At 63.9% G+C, this 21,323-nt stretch carries 17 protein-coding genes, 1 tRNA gene, 1 pseudogene and 1 riboswitch; of the genes and pseudogenes, 9 read left to right on the top strand and 10 right to left on the bottom strand.

Translation table 11 applies throughout. From position 1 onward, the window contains the following. Positions 1-14: 14 nt before the first annotated feature. The gene (locus tag O7A05_RS29400) at positions 15-1,205 is read right to left on the bottom strand and encodes an O-succinylhomoserine sulfhydrylase (protein WP_337096655.1); all 1,191 of its coding nucleotides are present in this window, start codon (positions 1,203-1,205) and stop codon (positions 15-17) included. Positions 1,206-1,261: 56 nt separating this feature from the next. Further along, positions 1,262-1,339, bottom strand: a riboswitch (SAM riboswitch). Positions 1,340-1,455: 116 nt separating this feature from the next. Between O7A05_RS29400 and O7A05_RS29395 the strand changes: the two genes are divergently transcribed. Next, positions 1,456-2,550 (top strand): 2'-deoxycytidine 5'-triphosphate deaminase, encoded by a 1,095-nt coding sequence (locus O7A05_RS29395; RefSeq protein ID WP_337096653.1) that lies wholly within the window; start codon positions 1,456-1,458, stop codon positions 2,548-2,550. Positions 2,551-2,585: 35 nt separating this feature from the next. On the opposite strand, the gene araD1 is transcribed toward O7A05_RS29395, so the two are convergent. The 4 genes from araD1 to chvE form a co-directional block, all read right to left on the bottom strand. Further along, positions 2,586-3,581 carry an AraD1 family protein gene (gene araD1 / locus O7A05_RS29390; RefSeq protein WP_337096651.1) on the bottom strand — a complete coding sequence of 332 codons (996 nt, stop codon included), beginning with the start codon at positions 3,579-3,581 and terminating at the stop codon, positions 2,586-2,588. 197 nt (positions 3,582-3,778) lie between these two features. Beyond that, complete coding sequence (mmsB, locus tag O7A05_RS29385; RefSeq protein WP_337096650.1) at positions 3,779-5,071, bottom strand: multiple monosaccharide ABC transporter permease; 1,293 nt, start codon at positions 5,069-5,071, stop codon at positions 3,779-3,781. Beyond that, the gene (gene mmsA, locus O7A05_RS29380) at positions 5,068-6,603 is read right to left on the bottom strand and encodes a multiple monosaccharide ABC transporter ATP-binding protein (protein WP_337096648.1); all 1,536 of its coding nucleotides are present in this window, start codon (positions 6,601-6,603) and stop codon (positions 5,068-5,070) included. Before mmsA ends, mmsB begins: the two co-directional genes overlap by 4 nt. Positions 6,604-6,790: 187 nt before the next feature. Further along, on the bottom strand, positions 6,791-7,861 hold the full coding sequence (chvE, locus tag O7A05_RS29375; protein ID WP_337096647.1) for a multiple monosaccharide ABC transporter substrate-binding protein: 1,071 nt from the start codon (positions 7,859-7,861) through the stop codon (positions 6,791-6,793). Positions 7,862-8,153: 292 nt separating this feature from the next. Here chvE and O7A05_RS29370 point away from each other — a divergent pair, with 292 nt between their 5' ends. Both O7A05_RS29370 and O7A05_RS29365 read left to right on the top strand, forming a co-directional pair. After that, a complete protein-coding gene (locus O7A05_RS29370) occupies positions 8,154-9,143 on the top strand; it encodes a LysR family transcriptional regulator (RefSeq protein WP_337096646.1) in 990 nt (329 codons plus the stop codon). A gap of 103 nt (positions 9,144-9,246) precedes the next feature. Beyond that, positions 9,247-9,597, top strand: a complete 351-nt coding sequence (locus O7A05_RS29365; RefSeq protein ID WP_337096645.1) for a protamine-2 (modular protein) — start codon at positions 9,247-9,249, stop codon at positions 9,595-9,597. Positions 9,598-9,808: 211 nt separating this feature from the next. Here O7A05_RS29365 and O7A05_RS29360 read toward each other — a convergent pair. Continuing rightward, positions 9,809-9,882, bottom strand: a tRNA-Gly gene (locus O7A05_RS29360). Positions 9,883-10,016: 134 nt separating this feature from the next. Here O7A05_RS29360 and O7A05_RS29355 point away from each other — a divergent pair. Then, entirely contained in the window at positions 10,017-10,286 is a 270-nt protein-coding gene (locus O7A05_RS29355) for a DUF6460 domain-containing protein (protein WP_181166832.1), read from the top strand. 11 nt (positions 10,287-10,297) lie between these two features. Here the strand turns inward: O7A05_RS29355 and O7A05_RS29350 are convergent, their stop codons facing one another. After that, on the bottom strand, positions 10,298-11,200 hold the full coding sequence (locus tag O7A05_RS29350; RefSeq protein ID WP_337096642.1) for a histone deacetylase family protein: 903 nt from the start codon (positions 11,198-11,200) through the stop codon (positions 10,298-10,300). A gap of 180 nt (positions 11,201-11,380) precedes the next feature. Between O7A05_RS29350 and O7A05_RS29345 the strand changes: the two are divergent. Beyond that, a pseudogene (locus O7A05_RS29345) lies at positions 11,381-12,711 on the top strand (MATE family efflux transporter). Here the strand turns inward: O7A05_RS29345 and O7A05_RS29340 are convergent. Next, entirely contained in the window at positions 12,704-13,795 is a 1,092-nt protein-coding gene (locus tag O7A05_RS29340; protein WP_337096641.1) for a quinone-dependent dihydroorotate dehydrogenase, read from the bottom strand. The pseudogene O7A05_RS29345 and the gene O7A05_RS29340 overlap by 8 nt on opposite strands. Continuing rightward, complete coding sequence (locus O7A05_RS29335; RefSeq protein WP_337096639.1) at positions 13,792-14,139, bottom strand: DUF952 domain-containing protein; 348 nt, start codon at positions 14,137-14,139, stop codon at positions 13,792-13,794. The genes O7A05_RS29340 and O7A05_RS29335 overlap by 4 nt, the downstream gene beginning before the upstream one ends. Before the next feature lie 112 nt (positions 14,140-14,251). Here O7A05_RS29335 and O7A05_RS29330 point away from each other — a divergent pair, with 112 nt between their 5' ends. Together O7A05_RS29330 and O7A05_RS29325 are read left to right on the top strand one after the other, a co-directional pair. Next, positions 14,252-14,683, top strand: coding sequence for a hypothetical protein (locus tag O7A05_RS29330; protein ID WP_337096638.1), 432 nt, complete (start codon positions 14,252-14,254; stop codon positions 14,681-14,683). 126 nt (positions 14,684-14,809) lie between these two features. After that, positions 14,810-15,469, top strand: coding sequence for a response regulator transcription factor (locus O7A05_RS29325; RefSeq protein WP_224714543.1), 660 nt, complete (start codon positions 14,810-14,812; stop codon positions 15,467-15,469). On the opposite strand, the gene O7A05_RS29320 is transcribed toward O7A05_RS29325, so the two are convergent. Further along, positions 15,470-18,955, bottom strand: a complete 3,486-nt coding sequence (locus O7A05_RS29320) for a PAS domain-containing hybrid sensor histidine kinase/response regulator (RefSeq protein WP_337096637.1) — start codon at positions 18,953-18,955, stop codon at positions 15,470-15,472. 307 nt (positions 18,956-19,262) lie between these two features. Between O7A05_RS29320 and mscL the strand changes: the two genes are divergently transcribed. Further along, positions 19,263-19,685 carry a large conductance mechanosensitive channel protein MscL gene (gene mscL, locus O7A05_RS29315; RefSeq protein WP_337096635.1) on the top strand — a complete coding sequence of 141 codons (423 nt, stop codon included), beginning with the start codon at positions 19,263-19,265 and terminating at the stop codon, positions 19,683-19,685. 105 nt (positions 19,686-19,790) lie between these two features. Then, complete coding sequence (locus O7A05_RS29310; protein WP_337096634.1) at positions 19,791-20,957, top strand: pyridoxal phosphate-dependent aminotransferase; 1,167 nt, start codon at positions 19,791-19,793, stop codon at positions 20,955-20,957. Positions 20,958-21,323 lie beyond the last annotated feature (366 nt).

Raw genomic sequence — 21,323 nt, 5'->3', positions numbered from 1 at the left:
GCGATCTCAGCCTTCTACTTTGCCGCCTTCAGCGCCTGTTCGATGTCTTCCAGCAGATCGTCGGTGTCCTCCAGACCAACGGAGAGCCTGAGCGTGCCGGGCCCGATGCCGAGCTCGGCGCGCGCCTCGTCGCTCAGGTTCTTGTGCGTCGTCGTCGCCGGATGGGTGATCAGGCTCTTGGCGTCGCCGAGATTGTTGGAGATCAGCACGATGTCGAGCGCGTTCTGGAAGGCGAACGCCGCCTGCTTGCCGCCCTTGACGTCGAGGCAGATCAATGTCGAGCCGCCCGACATCTGCTTCTTGACGACATCCGCCTGCGGGTGATCGGCCCGGCCCGGATAGATGACGCGGGCGATTTCCGGCCGTTCGGCAAGGAAATCGGCGATCTTGCCGGCGCTCTCCGTCTGCTGGCGCACGCGCAGCGGCAGCGTCTCCAGGCCTTTGAGCAGCGTCCAGGCGTTGAAGGGCGACAGGCTCGGGCCGGTGTGGCGGAAATAGTCGTGAAGGTTCTCGTCGATCCACTTCTTGTCAGACAGGATGACGCCGCCCAGGCAGCGGCCCTGGCCGTCTATATGCTTGGTCGCCGAATAGACGACGATATGGGCGCCGAGCAGCAAGGGCTTCTGCTGCAGCGGCGTGGCGAAGACATTGTCGACGATCACCCGCGCGCCGATCGAATTGGCGAGCTTGGCGACGGCGGCGATGTCGACCACCTCCAGCGTCGGGTTGGTCGGGCTTTCCAGGAAGAACAGCTTGGTGTTCGGCCTTACCGCCTTTTCCCAATTGGCGATGTCGGTGCCGTCGACCAGCGTCGCCTGGATGCCGTAGCGCGGCGCCAGCGTCTCGACCACCCAGCGACAGGAACCGAACAACGCGCGCGCCGCAACGATGTGATCGCCGGCCTTGACGCTGCAGAGCAGGGCGGCAGAAACGGCGGCCATGCCGGAGGCAGTGGCGCGGGCATCCTCGGCGTCTTCCAGAGCGCACATGCGCTTTTCGAACATGTCGACGGTCGGGTTGGCGTAGCGCGAATAGATGAAACCCGGCTCCTCGCCCTTGAAGCGGGCCTCCGCCGCCTGTGCCGTCTCATAGACATAGCCTTGGGTGAGGTACATCGCCTCGGAGGTCTCGCCGAAGCCGGAACGCAATGTTCCGCCGTGCACGAGTGCCGTCTGAGGTTTCCAGTTGCGCTTCTTGGTGCTCATAGCCCTGCTTCCAGACACAAAAAAACCGGCCGCGAAGTCGCAACCGGTCCATATAGCCTTGCGGCTCGACGGTCCTTTAGCGACTTGTTTAACGTGGCTGCAAGCCGACCGGCCAAATCACCACGGGATAACGACCCTTTAGACCCGCGCCGCGCTTGCGTCAATTGCCGGCTTCATTAAGAGGTTTGTACCAGCCGGGCGGCAAGAGCCTGCTTAGATCCTCGCCCGGCCTTGTGAACGGAGCCAGCCTTTGCGGCAGACAGGCATTCTTCCGGATCAGAACATCGCGGCGCTGTTTCAATCCGGCGCGCTGAAGTCGCCGCGCGCGCTGGACTCGGACCAGATACAGCCGGCCAGCCTTGATCTGAGGCTCGGCGACAAGGCGTTTCGCGTGCGCGCTTCCTTTCTGCCGGGGCCTGATCATCTGGTCGCCGACAAGCTCGACCGGTTGAAGCTGCATGAGATCGGCCTCGCCGAGGGGGCGGTGCTGGAAACAGGCTGCGTCTACATCGTGCCGCTGCTCGAAAGCCTGGCGCTGCCTTCGAACGTGTCGGCCTCGGCCAATCCGAAGAGCTCAACCGGGCGTCTCGACATTTTCACCCGGGTGATGACCGATCGCGGCCACGAGTTCGACAAGATCGCCGCCGGCTATCACGGGCCACTCTATCTCGAGGTCAGCCCGCGCACCTTCCCGATCGTCGTGCGCGCCGGCTCGCGCCTGTCGCAGATCCGCTTCCGCACCGGCAATGCGGTGCTGTCGGAAAGCGAGCTGCGCGACCTTCACCGCGCCGAGATGCTGGTCGCCACCGAGCCACCCAACATTTCCGGCGGCGGCATCGCGCTGTCGATCGATCTCGACGGCGACAAGGACGGCCTCGTCGGCTACCGCGGCAAGCACCACACCGGCCTGATCGACGTCGACAAGCGCGCCGCCCAGGATGTCGTCGATTTCTGGGAGCCGATCTACAAGAGCGGCGCCGGCGAACTGGTGCTCGATCCCGACGAATTCTACATCCTGGTCTCACGCGAAGCGGTGCATGTGCCACCGCTCTACGCCGCCGAGATGACGCCGTTCGATCCGCTGGTCGGCGAGTTTCGCGTTCACTATGCCGGCTTCTTCGATCCGGGCTTCGGCCACTCCGCCGCCGGCGGCAGCGGCAGCCGCGCGGTGCTCGAAGTGCGCAGCCACGAGGTGCCTTTTATCCTCGATCACGGCCAGATCGTCGGCCGCCTGGTCTACGAGCACATGCTGAAACGCCCGCAGGCGCTTTACGGCACCGATCTCGGCTCGAATTATCAGGCGCAGGGTCTGAAGCTCTCCAAGCATTTCAGGGCAGCGCGCTGAAGCTGCTGATCTCCCCCTCAAGGGGGAGATCGGCGCTACAGCGCCTTCACCGCCACCTTCACCGGCTTCTCGATCTCCAGCGGATTGCGCAGCGGCAGGCCGAAATCCGGCGCCTCGATCTCGAACGTGTCGCCGGCCTCGGTCCTGACGCCGTCGGCGAAGGAGAGCGTCGCGGTGCCGAACATATGCACATGCACGTCGCCGGGCTGGCGGAAGGCCGAATATTTGAAATGATGGTGCTCGAGATTGGCGATGGTGTGCGACATGTTCGCTTCGCCCGACAGGAACGGCTTTTCCCAGAGCAGCTTGCCGTTGCGCCAGATGCGTGATGCGCCGCGTATGTCGGCGGGCAGGTCGCCGATCAGGATTTCAGGGCCGAACGAGGCATTGCGCAGCTTGGAATGGGCGAGGAACAGATAGTTCACCCGCTCGGTGACGTGATCGGAGAACTCGTTCGATAGCGTGAAGCCGACGCGGAACGGCGCGCCGTCATCGCCGATCACATAGATGCCGGCGATCTCGGGCTCCTCGCCGCCGTCCTGCGCGAAGGCAGGCGACATCAGGGGTGCGCCCGGCGCCACCGCCATCGTGCCGTTGCCCTTGTAGAACCATTCAGGCTGCACGCCGACCTGGCCTTTGGCGGGCTTGCCGCCTTCGAGACCCATGCGGAACATCTTCATGGAATCGGTGAGTTCCGCCTCGCCGCCCTCGCTGAGCTTCTTGTGCATGGAATCGCGCGTTGCGGCGGAGCCGAGATGCGTCAGCCCCGTGCCGGTGAGATGCAGATGCGCGGGATCCGGATGGTTGATCGGCGAGACCAGCCTGCCCCTCTTATAGGCGGCATCGAGATCGACCGTCTCGCCATAGCCCTTGCGCTCGATCAATGCCTCGAGGCCTGTGCCGGTGCGCGCGGCCTCCATCGCCAGCGAATAGACACTGCGCGCGCCATTGATGACCCTGGTCTTGCCGCCGCCATTGCGGGCGACGACGCGGATCGTCTCGGCGTCGTCGAGGATCTGGGAGATCAGCATGTTCAATCCTCTCTCATTTCTACGGCTGCCTGCGGGCAAACCCTACGGGGCGCGGCGTGGAGCGATCCACGCCACGGTTGAAATTCTTCGTCCGGATTGCGCTCGCGAGCCTGGTCCTTGTCGGGACTTCTTGCCGACGGGCTGCCGGCAGCTTCGCGATCTGAAACCCGTATGCCTCCTGAACCTTGTTCCGGCCCTTAAGCCTTGTTCTTGTTGTAGACGTCGAAGATGACGGCGCCGAGCAGCACCAGGCCCTTGACCACCTGCTGCCAGTCGACATTGACGCCCATGATCGACATGCCGTTGTTCATGACGCCCATGATGAAGCCGCCGACCACGGCGCCGATCACCTGGCCGACGCCGCCCATTGCCGAGGCGCCGCCGATGAAGACCGCCGCAATGACGTCGAGCTCGCTGCCGAGGCCCGCCGCCGGCACGGCCTGGCCGAGGCGCGCCGCGATGATAAGGCCGCCCAGCGCCGACAGCACGCCCATATTGATGAAGACAAGCAGCGTCAGCCTTTCGGTGTTGATGCCCGAGAGCTGCGCGGCCTTGGCGTTGCCGCCCATGGCATAGATGCGGCGGCCGATGGTCATGCGCTTGGTGACGAAGACAAACAGCGAGATCAGCACGCCCATCACCAGCAGCACGACCGGCAGGCCCCTGTAGCTGGCGAACTGGAAGACCAGGAAGAGCGCCAGCGCGCTGCCGACCAGCGTCTTGATGACGAAGAGCGGGAAGGGCTCCGCCTCATAGCCATGACGCTCGCGCTTGCGCCGCGTCCGGAAGCCGAAATAGGCATAGGCGAGGACCGCGATCAGACCGAGCACGACCGTCGTCATATGCAGTGTCAAGCCGCTGCCGACGATCGTCTTGCCGGCGGCATTCACGGTCGGCGGGATCAGCGTCAGCGGACCGATGACGTCCGGGATAAAACCCGAGCTCAGCGCCTTGAAGCTGTCCGGCAGCGGGCCGACCGAGGAGCCGCCGCCAAGCAGCGCCTGGCAGATGCCGCGGAAGATCAGCATGCCCGCCAGCGTCACGATGAAGCTCGGGATCCGGTGATAGGCGATCCAGTAGCCTTGCGCCGCGCCGATCAGCGCGCCGACGATCAGGCAGACAATCGAGACCACCAGCGGATTCGAGAATATTCCGAGCGGCCAGATGACCATCATCATCGCGGCCAGCGCGCCGATGAAGCCGGCGACCGATCCCACGCTGAGGTCGATATAGCCGGCGACGATCACCAAGAGCATGCCGAGCGCCATCACGATGATGAACGAGTTCTGCTGCACCAGATTGCTGAGGTTGACCGGTTTGAACAGCGTTCCCGACGTCGTGTACTGGAAGAACAGCATGATCACGATCAGCGCGATGATCAGGCCGTATTCGCGCAGGTTCGTCGTCAGCGCCGAAACGGCGATACGCGGACCCTGCTTGACGTCCTCGGCGACGCCGCTCTGCGGCGCGGGAGCGCTTTCTGTGCTCATGATGCTTTTTTTCCTTCTCCCCGAACGATGGCGCGCATGATTTTCTCCTGGCTGGCGTCGCTTGCCGCCATTTCGCCGACGATGCGTCCTTCGTTCATGACATAGATGCGGTCGGTGATGCCGAGCAGTTCAGGCATTTCCGACGAGATGACGATGATCGCTTTGCCCTCGGCGGCGAGGCGGGCGATGATCGTATAGATTTCGTACTTGGCGCCGACGTCAATGCCGCGCGTCGGCTCGTCGAGGATCAGCACTTCCGGATCGGCGAACAGCCATTTCGACAGCACCACCTTCTGCTGGTTGCCGCCCGAGAGATTGCCGGTCAGCTGATAGACGCTGGAGGCGCGGATGTTGGTCTTCTTGCGGTAGTCGTTGGCGACGCTCATCTCGCGCATGTCGTCGATGACGCCGCGGGTGGAGACGCCGGAGAGGTTGGCCAAAGTCACATTGTGCTTGATGTGGTCGATGAGGTTGAGGCCGTAGGTCTTGCGATCCTCGGTGACATAGGCGATGCGGTTCTCCACCGCTCTGCTCACCGATGAGAGGTCGAGCGGCCTGCCTCTAAGCAGAACCTCGCCGGTGATGTGCCGGCCATAGGAGCGGCCGAACAGGCTCATCGCGAATTCGGTGCGGCCGGCGCCCATCAGCCCGGCAATGCCCACCACCTCGCCCTTACGCACATTGAGGTTGACGTTCTTGATCACCTGTCGTTCGGCGTGGATCGGGTGGTAGACCGACCAGTCCTTGACCTCGAAGATGACCTCGCCGATCTGCGGCTCGCGCGGCGGATAGCGGTCGTCGAGCGAGCGGCCGACCATCGAGGTGATGATGCGGTCTTCCGAGATATCTTTCCTCGGCAGAGTCTCGATGGTGCGCCCGTCGCGGATCACCGTCACCTTGTCGGCGACCCGGTTCACTTCGTTGAGCTTGTGCGAGATCAGGATCGAGGTCATGCCCTGGCGCTTGAACTCGAGCAGAAGGTCGAGCAGCGCCTGGCTGTCCTTTTCGCTGAGCGACGCCGTCGGCTCGTCGAGGATCAAGAGTTTCACTTCCTTGCTGAGCGCCTTGGCGATCTCGACCAGCTGCTGCTTGCCGACGCCGATATTGGTGATCAGCGTCTTGGGATCCTCCTTGAGCCCGACCTTCTTGAGAAGGGCGGCCGTGCGCGTCTCGTTGGCGTCCCAGTCGATGACGCCATAGCTGGCATGCTCATTGCCGAGGAAAATGTTTTCCGCGATCGACAGCATCGGCACCAGCGCAAGCTCCTGGTGGATGATGACGATGCCGATATGCTCGCTGTCGTGGATGCCTTTGAAATGGCATTCCTGGCCGCGGAAGATGATCTGGCCTTCATAGGTGCCGGACGGATAGACGCCCGACAGCACCTTCATCAGCGTCGACTTGCCGGCGCCGTTCTCGCCGACGACGGCGTGGATCTCACCCTCCTCGACGCTGAGATTGACGTTCGACAACGCCTTCACGCCGGGAAACGTCTTGGTGATGTCGCGCATCTCCAAAATCGTCGAGGCCATGAGGTTCTGCTCCCTGGCGCCTGCCTTCCATTCGCGGAAAGCGTCTTGCGCGAAATCAACATACTGCAGTCTGGTCAGCGCCGCGACTGCGCACGGCGCTGCAGAAGCCGGCAAAAACAATACCGGGGTCGCTTGTGAACGAAAAGGGGTCCTGCGGTCGCGCAGGACCCCTTCCTGTGAGGCTGGATTACTTCAGCTCTTCGGCCTTGATGTAGCCGGAGTCGACAACCAGTTCCTTGTAATTCGACTTGTCGACCTCATGCGGCGTCAACAGGATCGAGGGAACGACCTTGACGTCGTTGTTGTAGGTCTTGGTGTCGAGGCCGTCCGGCTTGCCGCCGGAGAGCACCTTGTCGACCAGCTGCACGGTGGCCTTGGCCAACTCGCGGGTGTCCTTGAACACGGTCGAGTACTGTTCGCCCGAGATGATCAGCTTGACCGAGGCGGTCTCGGCGTCCTGACCGGTCACGATCGGCCAGGGCTGCGCCTCCGTGCCGTAGCCGACGGCGCGCAGCGAAGCGGTGATGCCGCGCGACAGGCCGTCATAGGGCGACAGAACGCCATCGACGCGGCTGCCGTCCGAGTAGTTGGCCGAGAGCAGGTTGTCCATGCGGGCCTGGGCGGTGGCGGCGAGCCAGCGCAGCGTGCCGACCTTGTCCATGCCCATCTGGCCGGACTTGATCTTGATCGAGCCGTCGTCGATCAGCGGCTGCAGGACCGACATCGCGCCATTGTAGAAGAAGAAGGCATTGTTGTCGTCCGGCGAGCCGCCGAAGAGTTCGACGTTCCACGGCTTGGTGTTCGGGAAGCGCTCCTTGAGCCCCTTGACCAGCGAATTCGCCTGGATCACGCCGACGCCGAAATTGTCGAAGGTGGTGTAGTAGTCGACATTCGGGGTCTTCTTGATCAGACGGTCATAGGCGACGACGACGACGCCGGCATCATTGGCCTTCTGCAGCGCGTCGGCCATGGTGGTGCCGTCGATCGAAGCGATGATCAGCGCCTTCGGGCCCTTGGTGATTTCGTTTTCCAGCTGGCTGAGCTGGTTCGGGATATCGTCCTGCGCATATTGCAGGTCGACGGTATAGCCGAGCTTCTCGAGCTGGGACTTGACGGCGTCGCCGTCGTTGATCCAGCGCTGCGAGGTCTTGGTCGGCATCAGCACACCGATGAGGCCCTTGTCGGCTGCATGCGCCGAATAGCTCATGGCGGCAATGCCAAGGGCCGCCACGGCGGCCAGCGTCTTGATGATCTTCACATTACTCTCCCTGGTTGATGGACGCGACACCTCGGGGCTTCGCGGGCCGCGCAGTCGAACAGGTGCGCTGGTGCGCCACTGTCGGCTTTATCGATCTCCGGTATCCTCCCAATCGGTCCCGCGACGCAGTTTCAATCGATACGAATTTGCTCGTTGCCGACTGTTGCCTCTCGGAACGCGCGAAGGGTGGGTCCCTTTGACATAACTGTCAAATGCGATCTTTGCTGGTTGCTATATCGAAACTGGTATAGCTTGAACGGCAGATGGAAATCCGGCGGAGAGGCCTCAATCCATGGCGGCATTGCATGATCCTGATGTGATTTCAGTAAGTTACGAGAAATTGCCGGGAGACGGCGAGACGCTGCTGCGCAGCGGCCTCAGTCTTCGGCATATGCGCATGATCACCGCGCTGGACGATCACGGCCGGGTGAGTGCCGCCGCCCAGGTCATGAACATATCCCAGCCGGCAGCCTCGCGCATGATCGCCGAGATGGAGGCGGTGCTCGACGTTAAGTTGTGCGAGCGGCTGCCGCGCGGCGTGACGCTGACCCCTTACGGCCAGGCGCTCGCTCGCCGCGCCCGCTCGATTTTGCTGGAGATGCGCGAGGCCGACCGCGAGATTGCCGAGCTCAAGGCCGGCAAGGGCGGCTCGGTGTTCCTCGGTGCGGTGACGGCGCCGGCCATCGAGCTCGCGGTGCCCGCGATTCGCGAGATTCGCCGCATCTATCCACGCATCGAGATCACCATGCAGGTCGAAACTTCGAACGTGCTCGCCCGCGAACTGATCGCGTCGCGCCACGACTTTATCATCGCCCGTATTCCCGACGATCTCAATCCGCGGCTTTTCGAATCGCGCGTCATCGGCGTCGAGAAGGCCTGCCTCATCGTGCGTCGCGGCCATCCGCTGGCGAGCGGCAAGGCGGTGAAGCTGGAAGACACGGCAGCCTATGACTGGGTGTTCCAGTCCGGCGGCTCGCCGCTGCGCCAGGCGATGGAAAGCAACTTTTTGAATCGCGACATCCCGCTGCCCGATCGCATCCTCAACACCTCCTCGCTGCTGCTCACATTGGTGATGGTGGCGCAGTCCGACGCCATCGCGCCGGTCTCGATCCAGGTCGCCAAGTTCATTCAAGGCGGCGATGGGCTGGCCGGCGCCATCGATGTCGTCCAGACCGAGTTCGATATCGAAGTCCGGCCCTACAGCCTGATCACGGTGAAGAACCGGGTGCTCTCGCCCGCCGCCAAAATGCTGCACGACTTCATTTTGCGCGAGGTGGGCTAATGGAACGAGAATGCTGCTTGTACGTTCAAACCGATCGGTCGCTCGCTGGAGCCCGTTGCGGGTGAGGGAAAGCTGCCGATGCTCAACAGCTCGGGAGGTTTCGATGGAACGTCGGTTGTTTCTGACTGGAATGCTTGGCGTTGCGGGGGCGGCAGCGCTTGCAAGCCTGGCCGGACCAGCCAAGGCGGTTGCCGGCATCCCCGAAGGCAACGGGATTCTCGACGAATTGGATAAGCCGGATCCGGCCATCTACGAGGAGGATGACCAGGCCGATCTGCTGCAGCCAGCTCAGTACTACCGCCGTCGGTATTACCGTGATCGGTACTACCATGATCGATACTACCGCCGCCGCCGGCGGCGCGTTTGGGGAAGGGTCTGCCGCCGCTACTGGCGCTATGGCCGGCGCCATGTCCGCTGCTGGCGCCGCCGCGTCTGGATCGGCTTCCGGCTCTAGGGCGCTACCGGGTGAATCGCTGACTGGGTCTTGCATTGGTGTGCAAGACCCAAACGCTCGCTTTACAAACAGCCGAATTCACCCTCGTGCAAACTGCTGGCCTGAGGGTCGACCCAATGCAATTGCGCCCCGCAATCCCGGCAGCCGACCCGAATCGGTCTCGCAATTTAGCCCCTTGGTGAGGTCTGACTCAAACCTGTCCGGCGCAAGCTGGAGCGGGTAGCGGGAATCGAACCCGCGCGTTCAGCTTGGGAAGCTGACAGGCTACCATTACATCATACCCGCACGAGCCCTCGTTACCATGATGGCCGGGCGTCAAGCAATCGGCAAAGCGGAGCCGGCGGCTCCATTGCTTGATGCCCTTCCGCGGAATGCGTATCTGATATCGCGCCGCCGAATCGGGCGGCTCGAACCGGAGAATGGCCTTGTCCGCATTGACGCGCTTTCTTGGCGACACGCCGCTCAGGGTGTTCCTGAAGCTGCTCGTGGTCTCCTTCCTCGTCGGCCTCGTCATGCATGCCTTCGGCTGGTCGCCGATGGACGTCTTCTATGGCATCCGCCAGTTCTTCGTCGATTTGTGGAATCTCGGCTTCCATGCCATCGACCGCTTCCTCGGCTATATCCTGCTCGGCGCGGCGATCGTCGTGCCGGTGTTCATCCTGCTCAGGATCGCCAGCTACCGGAAATAGCTTGCGTGGCATCACGCATATCGCGACGCCACCTCGAACAGGATGGCGTGGCGCGCGGCCAGCGCCGACACGTCGGTCGAGTAGCCGCCGCCGATGAGGCCGCAGAGCGGCACGCCCTGCTTGCGGAAATGGCCGATGACCATGTCTTCGCGGGCTCTGAGGCCATTGTCGGCGAGCGCCAGCCGGCCGAGCCTGTCCTCGGCATGAACGTCCACGCCCGCATTGTAGAAGACGATGTCCCAATGCCTTTGCCGGGATAGGTCCGGCAGGATGTCGGCGAGCCGCCTGAGATAGGCGTCGTCGCCTGTCCCGTCCGGCAAGGCGACGTCGAGGTTGGAAGCGATCTTGCGCACCGGGTAGTTGCGTTCGCCATGCATGGAAAAGGTGAAGGCGCGCGGTTCGTCTTTGAGAATGTCGGCCGTGCCGTCGCCCTGATGCACGTCGAGGTCGACGACCAACACGTTTTCGACGGCGCCTTCCGCCAGCAGCGCCAGCGCGGCGACGGCGACATCGTTGAAGGTGCAGAAGCCGGCGCCTTGCGCGCGCCTGGCATGATGGCTGCCGCCCGCCGTGTTGCAGGCAATGCCGTGTTTCAGCGCCAGCCTGGCGGCCAGCACCGTACCCGCGGTAGCGAGCTGCGCCCTCAATGACACGCGCGGGCCGATCGGAAAGCCGATCTCGCGCTCTATTTTCGCCGGCACCTGGCAGGCGATCACCTGGTCGACATAGTCGGCCGCATGCGCAAGCTTCAGCCGTGCGGCCGGTGCCGGCTCCGGCATCGAAAGCGCGCCCGCCACGGCCAACCCTCGTAAGCGCAAAGCCTCCATCAAAAGCGGATATTTGCTCATCGGAAAGCGGTGGTTGACCGCGAAGCCGGCATCATAGTCGGGGTGATGGACGATCTGCAGCGGCATGGGTCGGGAGGCCTGCGCCAGCCTGGAGCAATTCCAGGAAAAGTGTGAAACGGCTTTCCGTCCGCAATTGCGTAAGACCAGCAGAAAATTCGGTTGGCAGTCCGGCTGATGGTGATTGCGTGACGCCGGCAAACTGAGGCACATCGGGTCCTTGATCAAGCCCGCATCGGACAGGCAGCAATGGACGCAACCCAAGCCAGCGCCAGATCCTTCGCCGTCACCAACCGCTCGGTGCTGGCGATCGCCGTGCCGATGACGCTTGCCTATCTGACGACGCCGCTGCTCGGCATTGTCGACACGGCGGTGGTCGGCCAATTCGGCGATGCGGCCCTGCTCGGCGGCCTGGCGGCGGGATCGCTGGTGTTCGACGTCGTCTTCACCACCTTCAACTTCCTGCGTTCGGGCACCACCGGCCTCGTCGCCCAGGCTTTCGGGCGCGGCGATGCGCTGGAGGAGCAGGCGGTGCTGTGGCGCGCCGTGCTGATCGCGGTCGTCGCGGGCGTCGTGCTTGCCGCCCTTGCACCGCTCTTTGCCGTTGCCGGCCAATGGTTCATGGGCGCCGAACCGCGCGTCAGCGCGGCCATGTCGGTCTATATCCGCATCAGGCTATTGGCAGCGCCCTTCTCGCTGATCAACTACGCCATACTGGGCTACGTGCTAGGACGCGGCGAAGGCGGGCTCGGGCTGATGCTGCAGGCGTCAACGGCATCAACATCGCGCTCTGCTTCCTGCTCGGCCTCGAGCTCGGCTGGGGCGTTGCCGGCGTCGCCTGGGCGACCGTCACCGGCGAGTTTCTGGCCATGCTGCTTGGCCTTGCCATCGTGCTCAACCGTTTCCGCAAGCTGGAGCGGCCGTCGCGCCGGCGTATCCTCGATTTGCCGGCGTACCGGCGCATGCTGTCGCTCAACCGCGACATCATGATCCGCTCCTTTTCGCTGCTTGCCGCCTTCGCGCTGTTCACCAGGCAGGGCGCGCAGTTCGGCACGGTGACGCTCGCCGCCAACGCTGTGCTGATGAATTTCTTCCTCATCGCCGGCTATTTCCTCGACGGCTTCGCCACCGCCGCCGAGCAGCTCGCCGGCCGCGCCATCGGCGCACATGCGCCTGCCCCGTTCCGGCAGGCGGTACGGCTGACGCTGATCTGGGGTTTTGGCCTTGCCGGCGTCGCCACGCTCACCCTGCTGACCGCCGGCGCCAGTCTGGTGGCGCTGGTGACGACGTCCCCGGAGGTCCGCGCGGTCGCCGACACCTATCTGGCCTGGGCCGCCTTCACGGCGCTGAGCGGTGTGCTCGCCTTCCAGATGGACGGCGTCTTCATCGGCGCCACCTGGTCACGCGACATGCGTAACATGATGTTGTTGTCGTTCCTCATCTTCAGCGCTGCGCTCATCACCCTGGCGCCAGCCTTCGGCAACAGTGGCCTGTGGGCATCGCTGCATGTTTTCCTGCTGGTGCGCGGCTTGAGCCTGCTGACGGTGCTCAGGCTCAGGGTGAAGACAGCTTTCAGCTGATCGGTTTTGAAGCCCAGCGCTCGCAAGCCGAGTCGCGCAGATCCCGGATCGAGCGAAGCCGCTCGCGTTCCATGAACCGCGCCATGCCGGCGACGATGCGCCCGGGCAGCGCCGGTCCGGCAAAGATCATGCCGGTGTAAAGCTGGACGAGGTCGGCTCCGGCGCGGATCTTCTCCAGCGCCGTCTCGGCGGAATCGACCCCGCCGACGCCGATGAGGGCAATGCTTGGGCCGAGCAGCTTGCGCATGCGGGCGAGCACTGCGGTGGAACGCTCGAACAGCGGCTTGCCCGAAAGGCCGCCGGCTTCGCCTGCCACGGTCGTGCTCCGCAATCCTGTCCTTGCAAGCGTCGTGTTGGAGACGATGACGCCGTCGATCTTCTTCTCGGCGATCTCGGCGGCGATGTCTTGCAGCTCCGCTTCGACGAGGTCCGGAGCGATCTTGAGGAGGACCGGCGGCTGCGCCGACGCTTCCGTTCTTGCCGCCATCACCCGCGATAACAATTCGCCGAGTTGCTCGCGCGCCTGCATGTTGCGCAGGCCAGGCGTGTTGGGCGAGGAGATGTTGACGGTCAGATAGCTCGCATAGGGCGCGAAGCGGGCGACGCCGCGCTCATAATCGGCGATGCGGTCGGCGCTGTCTTTGTTGGCGCCGATATTGACGCCGACGATGCCTGGCCGCCCCTTGCGCGCGGCAAGGCGCTTTTCGGCGGCCGCATGGCCCTCATTGTTGAAGCCCAGACGGTTGATCACTGCTTCGTCCGCCGTCAGCCGGAAGATGCGCGGCTTCGGATTGCCGGGTTGCGGCAGCGGCGTGATGGTGCCGACCTCGGCGAAGCCGAAGCCAAGCCCAAGCAGCGCGTCCGGCACTTCGGCGTTCTTGTCGTAGCCGGCGGCCATGCCGAGCGGGTTGGGGAAATCGAGACCGCAAAGGCTGACCTTCAGCCGCGCGTCATGCGTCGGGCGCCGCGGCGCCGTCGCGCCGACCGGCAGCCCGCAGCGCAGCGCCGCGATCGACAGGCCGTGCGCCGTTTCCGGATCGAAGGAGAAAAGCAGCTTTTGGCCGATCCGGTCGAGCACGCTCATTCGCCCTCCAGCGCCGGGAATTCGTGGCCGCCCGCGCCGAGCGGCAACGGCTTTACCCACAGAACGGCATCAAGGTCGAGCTCGGCGTAGAGATGCGGGAACAGGGCGCCGCCGCGCGAGACCTCGTATTTCAGCGCATCATTCAGCTTCGCCGCGTCGATCGCGATCAGCAGCAGGTCCATCTGCCCGGCGAAATGCCTGGCCGCCGTCTCGCGAACCTGGCCGGCGGTGGAGAAATGGATGAAGCCGTCGGCGATGTCGACCGGCGCGCCGGCAAGGCGCCCGTTCTTTTCGGCTTCGCGCCACAGCGCCTCGGGCGCGATCTTGTAGATAATCTGAGACATTGTCGCGCTATAGTCCGAACCGAAGGTGCGGGGAAGGCTCGAAGCTCGACTCTTCCCCATTTCCGGCGCAAACCTGTGATAGCCCGCCTTCACTGGCTCATGGAGGAACAACATGCGTCTGCAGCACATCCTGATCCCCGCGGCGCTTTGCTCGTTGGTTGCCGCTTCCGCCTATTCCGAGGAGACCGACCACTACCGTCTGGAGAAGTCGGCCAACGGCTATGTCCGCATGGATACAAGAACCGGCGCCATGTCGATCTGCGAAGATCGCGCCGGCCAGCTCGTTTGCAAGATGGCCGCCGACGAGCGGGCCGTCTACCAGGACGAGATCGACCGGCTGAACAATTCGGTCAAGGCGCTGGACGCGCGTGTCGCCAAGCTCGAGAATTCGCTGTCCGCCCGGCTGGAATCGCAACTGCCCAGCGAAGAGGATTTCAACAAGACGATGGGCTACATGGAGCGCTTCTTCCGGACCTTCAAGGACATCGTCAAGGACCTGGACAAGGAAGACGGCGACGGCAAGCTGAACCAGCAGAAGACCTGATTGCAAAGCCGCCTTGGGGAAAACCCCGCACGCGGTCTTTGCCGCTTGAAAACGCGCCGCGCCGCCGCATAATCATTCCGGTCCCCGCAAGAAGCACACAATGATGATGGGATCGGGGAGGAATATTTGCCGTCGGGCCACACTTTCGTCATTGCCGACGACCATCCGCTTTTTCGCGGCGCGCTGAAGGAGGCGCTTGCCGGCATCGGCGATGTTGCCGCCATCCACGAGGCTGGGGATTTCGAAAGCGCCAAGGCGCTGGTGCTGGCCAACGAGGATGTCGACATGGTGCTGCTCGATCTGTCGATGCCGGGCGCCAGCGGCCTCTCCGGCCTGATCTCGCTGCGCGGCATCCATCCGGCGGTGCCGCTGGTGGTGGTCTCGGCGCATGATGATCCCGTCACCATCCGCCGCGCGCTCGATCTCGGCGCTTCCGGCTTCATCTCCAAATCGGCCAGCATGGAAGAGATCCGCGCCGCCGTGCAGGCGGTGCTTGCCGGCGATATCGCGGCCCCCGCCGGCATCGAGCTCGGCGTCGAGCGCGACCCGGAAATCTCCGACCTGATCAAACGCCTGCAGGCCCTGACTCCACAGCAGACGCGCGTGCTCGGCATGCTGGCGGAGGGCCTCCTCAACAAGCAGATCGCCTACGAGCTCGGCGTCTCCGAGGCCACCATCAAGGCGCATGTCTCGGCCATCCTGCAGAAGCTCGGCGTCGACAGCCGCACCCAGGCGGTCATCCAGCTGTCGAAGATCGGTGGCGACCCGCTGCAGCCGGTCGGCTGATCACTCCGCCGCTGGCGCCAGTGGCCTGACGCGCCCCATCATCGAGCGCAGCACGGCCGGCTTCAGCGGCTTGTTGATCACCGGAATGTCGAGCCGGCCGGCAGCCGCGCGCACCTCGCTGGAGCGGTCGGCGGTGACCAGCGCGCAGGCAAGGTCCTGCCCATAGGCGGCGCGCAGCGTCGCGATCGCATCGAGCCCGGTGCCGCCGTCGAGATGATAGTCGGCCAGCACGAGGTCCGGCTTTGGCGCGCCGGGCTTCAGGAGATCGCCTGATCCCGAAGCCGTTTCGACGCGGCATCCCCAGCCTTCGAGCAGCAGCCGCATGCCGTCGAGGATGCGCGCGTCATTGTCGATGCACAGCACGTTGAGCCCGGCAAGCGTCGAGGCGGAGCGGGGCGGCGCCTTGCCGGCCTCGCGCGGCGGCGCCGCGACCGCCGCGACCGGCAGGATGACGGAAAAGCGCGTGCCGTTGCCGGGTTTGGAGTAGATGCGGATCTCGAGCCTCAGCACCCTGGCGATGCGGTCGACGATTGAAAGGCCAAGGCCGAGCCCCTCAGCCTCCCGTACGCCCTCGTCGAGGCGCGTGAACTCGTTGAAAACGGTGCTGAGCTTGTCGCCGGCAATGCCGATGCCGGTGTCGATCACCTGGATCTCGGCCAGTTCGCCGCGCCGCCGCACGCCGACCAGGATGCGGCCCTGGCGCGTGTATTTGATGGCGTTGGAAACAAGATTCTGGATCAGCCGGCGCAACAGGTTCCGGTCGGTCATGACGCCGAGCGAGGATGGGATAATCGTGAGTTCAAGCTTCTTTTCAGCGGCAAGCGGGCGAAAATCGTTGCCGATCTGGCCAAGCAGTCCGCCCAGATTGAAGGCGGTATTGTCGGGCTTCATGGCGCCGGCGTCGAGCCGCGAGATGTCGAGCACCGCGCCGAGGATGGTCTCGACTGATTCCAGCGAGGACTCGATGTTCATCGCGGCCTTGCCGGCAGGTCCCTTGCCTGCCTTTTCGATCAGCGACGAGCAATAGAGCCGGGCGGCGTTCAGCGGCTGCAGGATATCATGGCCGGCGGCGGCGAGGAAGCGCGTCTTGCCGAGGTTTGCCTCCTCGGCGAGCATCTGCGCCTGCGCCAGTTCCTCGTTGACTCGCGTGAGCTCGACGGTGCGGGTCTTGACCCGCTGCTCCAACGATTCATTAGCCCGCTTCAGCGCCAGGTCCTGTTCGACGCGGCCTGAAATGTCGGCATAGGTGGCGACGATGCCGCCGTCGGGCATCGGCTTGGAGCGCAGCTCCAGGATGCGGCCGCTGGTCTTCAGCTCCATCTGCCACGGGCCGGCGAAGCTGGTCAGCCGGTTGAGGATCGTCACGCGCTGGTCGGCGGGAATATCGCCGCGCTCGGCGAGATGATGAAGGATCCGATCGAGCGAGACGCCGACCTGGCCCATCTCGTCCGGCAGATCGAACAGCAGCCGGTATTGCCGGTTCCAGCAGATCAGTCGGAAATCGCGATCGAAGACGGTGATGCCTTGCTCCATCTGGTCGAGCGCGATCTGCAGCAGGTCGCGATTGTGCTGCAGCGCCTCGGTGGCGTCGTCGAGCAGCTTGAAGGCATCCTTGGAGTCGCGATCGTTGCGGCGAAAGAGCAGCGACAGGATCAGCCGCGCCGAGGAGGAGCCGACGGCGCTCGCCAGCAGTTGCTCCGAAAAGCGGATGACATCCATGCTGGCCTGTTCGGTGCCGTGCAGGGAGACCTTCGCGTCCCTCTCGAAGGACTGGAAGGAGCGCTCCGTGCGTTCCACGCCGAGATAACGCGAGATCGTGTCCTTCAGGTCGTTGACGGTGATGGCGGTGCGGAAGCGCCTGAGGCTGGGCATCGGGCCAGCCTCGCGCGGTACGAAGAGCGCCGCCTGGATGCGCTCCAGCGGCACGGATGCGCGCGAGAGGGAGCCCAGGACGAAAAACAGCGCATTGACCGAGAGGCTCCACAGCACGCCGTGATTCAGCGGCTCGCCGACGGTGCCGAACAGCGCCTGCGGCCTCAGCGCCTCGAAGCCGAACAGGCCATGGACGACGACGTCGGATTCTGTGCCGACAAGTGAAGGGAGGAGCAGCGTATAACCCCAGACGGCTATGCCGGCGACCATGCCGAGGGCTGCGCCCCGGCCGTTGGCGCGGCGCCAGATCAGCCCGCCGATCAACGCCGGCGCGAATTGGGCAATCGCGGCAAACGACATCAGGCCGATCGAGGACAGCCGCGCGCTATTGGTGCTCTCGCGATAATAGAGGAAGGCGATGAACAGCATTATGAAGATCGAGGCGCGGCGCACGTTGAGGATCAGCGTCGACCAGTCCTCGTTCTCAGAGGAGCTCGTCTTGAGCACGCGGCGCACGAACAGCGGGATGACCAGATCGTTGGAGATCATGATCGAAAGCGCGACGCTCTCGACGATCACCATGGCGGTGGCCGCCGACAGGCCGCCGACGAAGGCGGCCATCGCCAGCAGATCGTGCCCGCTGAGCAGCGGCAGCGACAGCACATAAAGGTCGCTGCTGGTCTTGCCGCCGACCAGCGACAGGCCGGCAAAGGCGATCGGCAGCACGAAGACGTTGATCGCCACGAGATAGAGCGGGAAAACCCAGGTCGCCGTGCGCAGCTCCGCCTCGCTGCGGTTCTCGACGATGGTGACGTAGAACTGCCGCGGCAGCATCAGCACGGCAAAGCCGCTCAGACCGGTAAGCACCAGCCAGGTGGCGAGGGGGGTGCTGTAGCTCATTGCCTGGCGCACCTGGTCGTTTCCGGCAAGGCTGGCGAACATGTCGCCGGGCCCGCCGAAGATCAGGAACGTCACCATCAGGCCGATGGCGAGGAAGGCGGCGAGCTTGACCACGGTTTCGACCGCCACCGCCAGCACCAGCCCATCCTGGTGCTCGGTAGCATCGGCATGGCGGGTGCCGAACAGCACCGCGAACAGCGCCAAAAGCATCGCCACCACCAGCGAGATATCGCTGACGAACGGATCGAAAGAAGGCGGCGAACCGGTATAGTGCTCGACCATCAGGCTGACGGAGCCCGAGATCGCCTTGAGCTGCAGCGCGATATAGGGCACCGCGCCGATGGTGGCGATCAGCGTCGCGATCGCCGCGACGGTGAAGCTCTTGCCGTAGCGGGCGCCGAGGAAGTCCGCGATCGAGGTGATCTTCTCGCTTTTTGCCAGCCGGATCATGCGGTTGAGCAGCGGGAAGCCGAACACGAAGACCAGCACCGGGCCGGTATAGATGCCGAGGAATTCGAGGCCGCGCTCGGAGGACAGCCCGACCGAACCGAAGAAGGTCCAGGAGGTGCAGTAGATGGCGAGGCTGAGCGCATAGATGAAGGGCCGTGCCCGTCCGAGCCCGGCTGCCACCGAGCGCCGGTCGCCGACGCTGGCGATGGCGAAAAGCAGCGTCACATAGGCGATCGCGATGATGACGACGAACCAGCCTTGCACGGTCCGCACTTCCTCCTAGAGCATGATGCCGAAAAATGGGAAGCGGTTTTCGGGCGACATCATGCTCTATTTCTTGACTAAACCGGTATCTCATCCGGTTCCTACAACGCAATCACAGCTCCAACCGCGAGTCCACCGCGGCTTTCGGCGCATATGTGCTTGATGATGGTGTGCGGAAAGACAAAACCGGTGCTTTGGCTCTTTTTCCGGTTTTGCAACCGGGGGTTTTTGTTATGGTGGGTCCAGGGCCGGCACCGAAGGACACTGGTGAGGCGGCAGCGCGGCCCGTCACGGCAAGGAGGGTCGAATGCTGAAAGAATTCCAAGAATTCATTTCCAAAGGCAATGTGATGGACTTGGCCGTCGCCGTCATCATCGGCGCCGCCTTCTCCAAGATCGTCGATTCGCTCGTCAACGACATCATCATGCCGATCATCGGCGCGATCTTCGGCGGGCTGGATTTCAACAATTACTTCTTCGGCCTGTCTTCGAACGTCCATTCGGCCACGCTGGCCGATGCCAAGAAAGAAGGCGCCGTCTTCGCCTATGGCAGCTTCATCACGGTCGTGCTTAATTTCCTGATCCTGGCCTTCATCATCTTCCTGATGGTCAAGGCGGTGAACAACCTGCGCAAGCGGCTGGAACGCGAGAAGCCGGCTGCTGCCGCCGCGCCGCCGCCCGCCGACGTGCAGTTGCTGACCGAAATCCGCGACCTGCTCGCCAGGAGATAACGCAGAGCGGGTGCTCTGGACCAAAACCCCGGCCGCCTGCGGCCGGGGTCTTCCGTTTGGCGATCTGGTAAGAGCGCTCACGAGAGACGAATACGGATTTTGCCCATGACCCTTATCGAGACCTTGCGCCCGGAAGCCCGCGCTGCGCCCGAAAGCGGCATCGTCGCCGTCATCAATCATGGCCGCCTGCGCGAAGGCCTGATCCCGCTCTGGGCCGGCGAGGGCGACCTGCCGACGCCTTCCTTCATCAGCGATGCCGCCGCCAAGGGACTGGCCGATGGCGAGACGTTCTACACCTGGCAGAAGGGCATTCCCGCGCTCAGGCAGGCGCTCGCCCGCTACTATGCCAGGCATTTCGGCAAGACCTTCGCCGAGGAAGAGTTCATCGTCACCGGATCCGGCATGCATGCCATCCAGTTGGCCATCGACGCGATCGCCGGCAGCGGCGACGAGGTGATCTACCTCTCGCCCGCCTGGCCGAATTTCGCCGCGGCCGCCGGCGTGGCGGGCGCCGTGCCGGTGCCGGTCACCCTCGACCAGTCCGGCAATGGCTGGTCCTGCGACGTCGACAAGATCGCAGCGGCGATCACGCCGCGCACGAAGCTTCTGTTCATCAACACGCCGTCCAACCCGACCGGCTGGACCGCCGACAAGGAGACGCTCCAGGCGATCCTCAATCTCGCCCGCCAAAAGGGCCTGTGGATCATTGCCGACGAGATCTATTCGCTGTTCCACTACGGCCATGGCCGCGCGCCGTCCTTCCTCGACATCGCCACGCCCGAGGACCGTATCCTGTTCGTCAACAGCTTCTCCAAGAACTGGGCGATGACCGGCTGGCGTGTCGGCTGGATCAAGACCCATCCCGCCCTGCAGCAGGTGTTCGAGAACCTGATCCAGTACTCCACCTCGGGCGTCGCGCAGTTCATGCAGCGCGGCGCGGTAGCCGCCCTCGACGGGGGTGACGGCTTCATCGTCGAACAGGTGGAGCGAGCGCGGGCCGCGCGCGACCTCGTCTGCGGCATCCTTGGCGAAACCGGCAAGGCGCGGTTCACCGTGCCGCAGGGCGCCTTCTACCTTTTCTTCAGGGTCGACGGCCTCACCGATGCTCGAAAAGCCGCCTTCGACATTGTCGACAACGCCAATGTCGGCCTGGCGCCCGGCACCGCCTTCGGTCCCGGCGGCGAAGCCTTCCTCAGGCTATGCTTCCACCGTCGCCTCGATCAACTCGAGGAAGCGGCGCATCGCCTGGCGAAATGGATGAAGGCCCTGTGAGGTCGCAATCGGACGGGAAGTGTTTGTTTGCGAACTTTTTTCTGCACCGCTTCGTTCTTAGGCAGACGTAACGGCATGGATTCTAGCGTTTGCGCGCGTCGCTTCGCTCCTTGCTCCGCCCTAGAATGACGACGGGAGGACGGCCTTGGACAATCTCCAACGTTTGCGATTATCGGCTGGCAAAACGGACGTCGTCATCCTAGGGCGAAGCAGTCGCGAAGCGACGTCGCGGAGACCCTAGGATCCTGTGTGTTGGTTCTGGTGTATGGTTGAAGTGGGAAGGAGGCCGAGTGGATCCTGGTCGTCCTTTCGGACAGGCCGTGGCATGGCCCGGTCCCTTCCCACCGATGAACCATCAACCTGAAC

Origin of the sequence: Mesorhizobium argentiipisi (SeqCode) (assembly GCF_037179585.1) — a bacterium.
In the GTDB taxonomy this organism is placed as follows: Bacteria; Pseudomonadota; Alphaproteobacteria; order Rhizobiales; family Rhizobiaceae; genus Mesorhizobium; species Mesorhizobium argentiipisi.
The sequence above is the reverse complement of the archived record's forward strand: the minus strand, read 5'-3'. Positions and strand labels throughout refer to the sequence as shown.

Coding starts and splice junctions, on each gene's coding strand:
- O7A05_RS29370 (WP_337096646.1), top strand. CDS start 8,154: ATGGCGGCATTGCATGATCCTGATGTGATTTCAGTAAGTTACGAGAAA.
- O7A05_RS29400 (WP_337096655.1), bottom strand. CDS start 1,205: ATGAGCACCAAGAAGCGCAACTGGAAACCTCAGACGGCACTCGTGCAC.
- araD1 (WP_337096651.1), bottom strand. CDS start 3,581: ATGCTGATCTCCCAGATCCTCGACGACGCCGAGACGATCCGCGTCGTC.
- O7A05_RS29355 (WP_181166832.1), top strand. CDS start 10,017: ATGGCCTTGTCCGCATTGACGCGCTTTCTTGGCGACACGCCGCTCAGG.
- O7A05_RS29350 (WP_337096642.1), bottom strand. CDS start 11,200: ATGCCGCTGCAGATCGTCCATCACCCCGACTATGATGCCGGCTTCGCG.
- mmsB (WP_337096650.1), bottom strand. CDS start 5,071: ATGAGCACAGAAAGCGCTCCCGCGCCGCAGAGCGGCGTCGCCGAGGAC.
- O7A05_RS29365 (WP_337096645.1), top strand. CDS start 9,247: ATGGAACGTCGGTTGTTTCTGACTGGAATGCTTGGCGTTGCGGGGGCG.
- mscL (WP_337096635.1), top strand. CDS start 19,263: ATGCTGAAAGAATTCCAAGAATTCATTTCCAAAGGCAATGTGATGGAC.
- O7A05_RS29330 (WP_337096638.1), top strand. CDS start 14,252: ATGCGTCTGCAGCACATCCTGATCCCCGCGGCGCTTTGCTCGTTGGTT.
- O7A05_RS29340 (WP_337096641.1), bottom strand. CDS start 13,795: ATGAGCGTGCTCGACCGGATCGGCCAAAAGCTGCTTTTCTCCTTCGAT.
- mmsA (WP_337096648.1), bottom strand. CDS start 6,603: ATGGCCTCGACGATTTTGGAGATGCGCGACATCACCAAGACGTTTCCC.
- O7A05_RS29310 (WP_337096634.1), top strand. CDS start 19,791: ATGACCCTTATCGAGACCTTGCGCCCGGAAGCCCGCGCTGCGCCCGAA.
- O7A05_RS29335 (WP_337096639.1), bottom strand. CDS start 14,139: ATGTCTCAGATTATCTACAAGATCGCGCCCGAGGCGCTGTGGCGCGAA.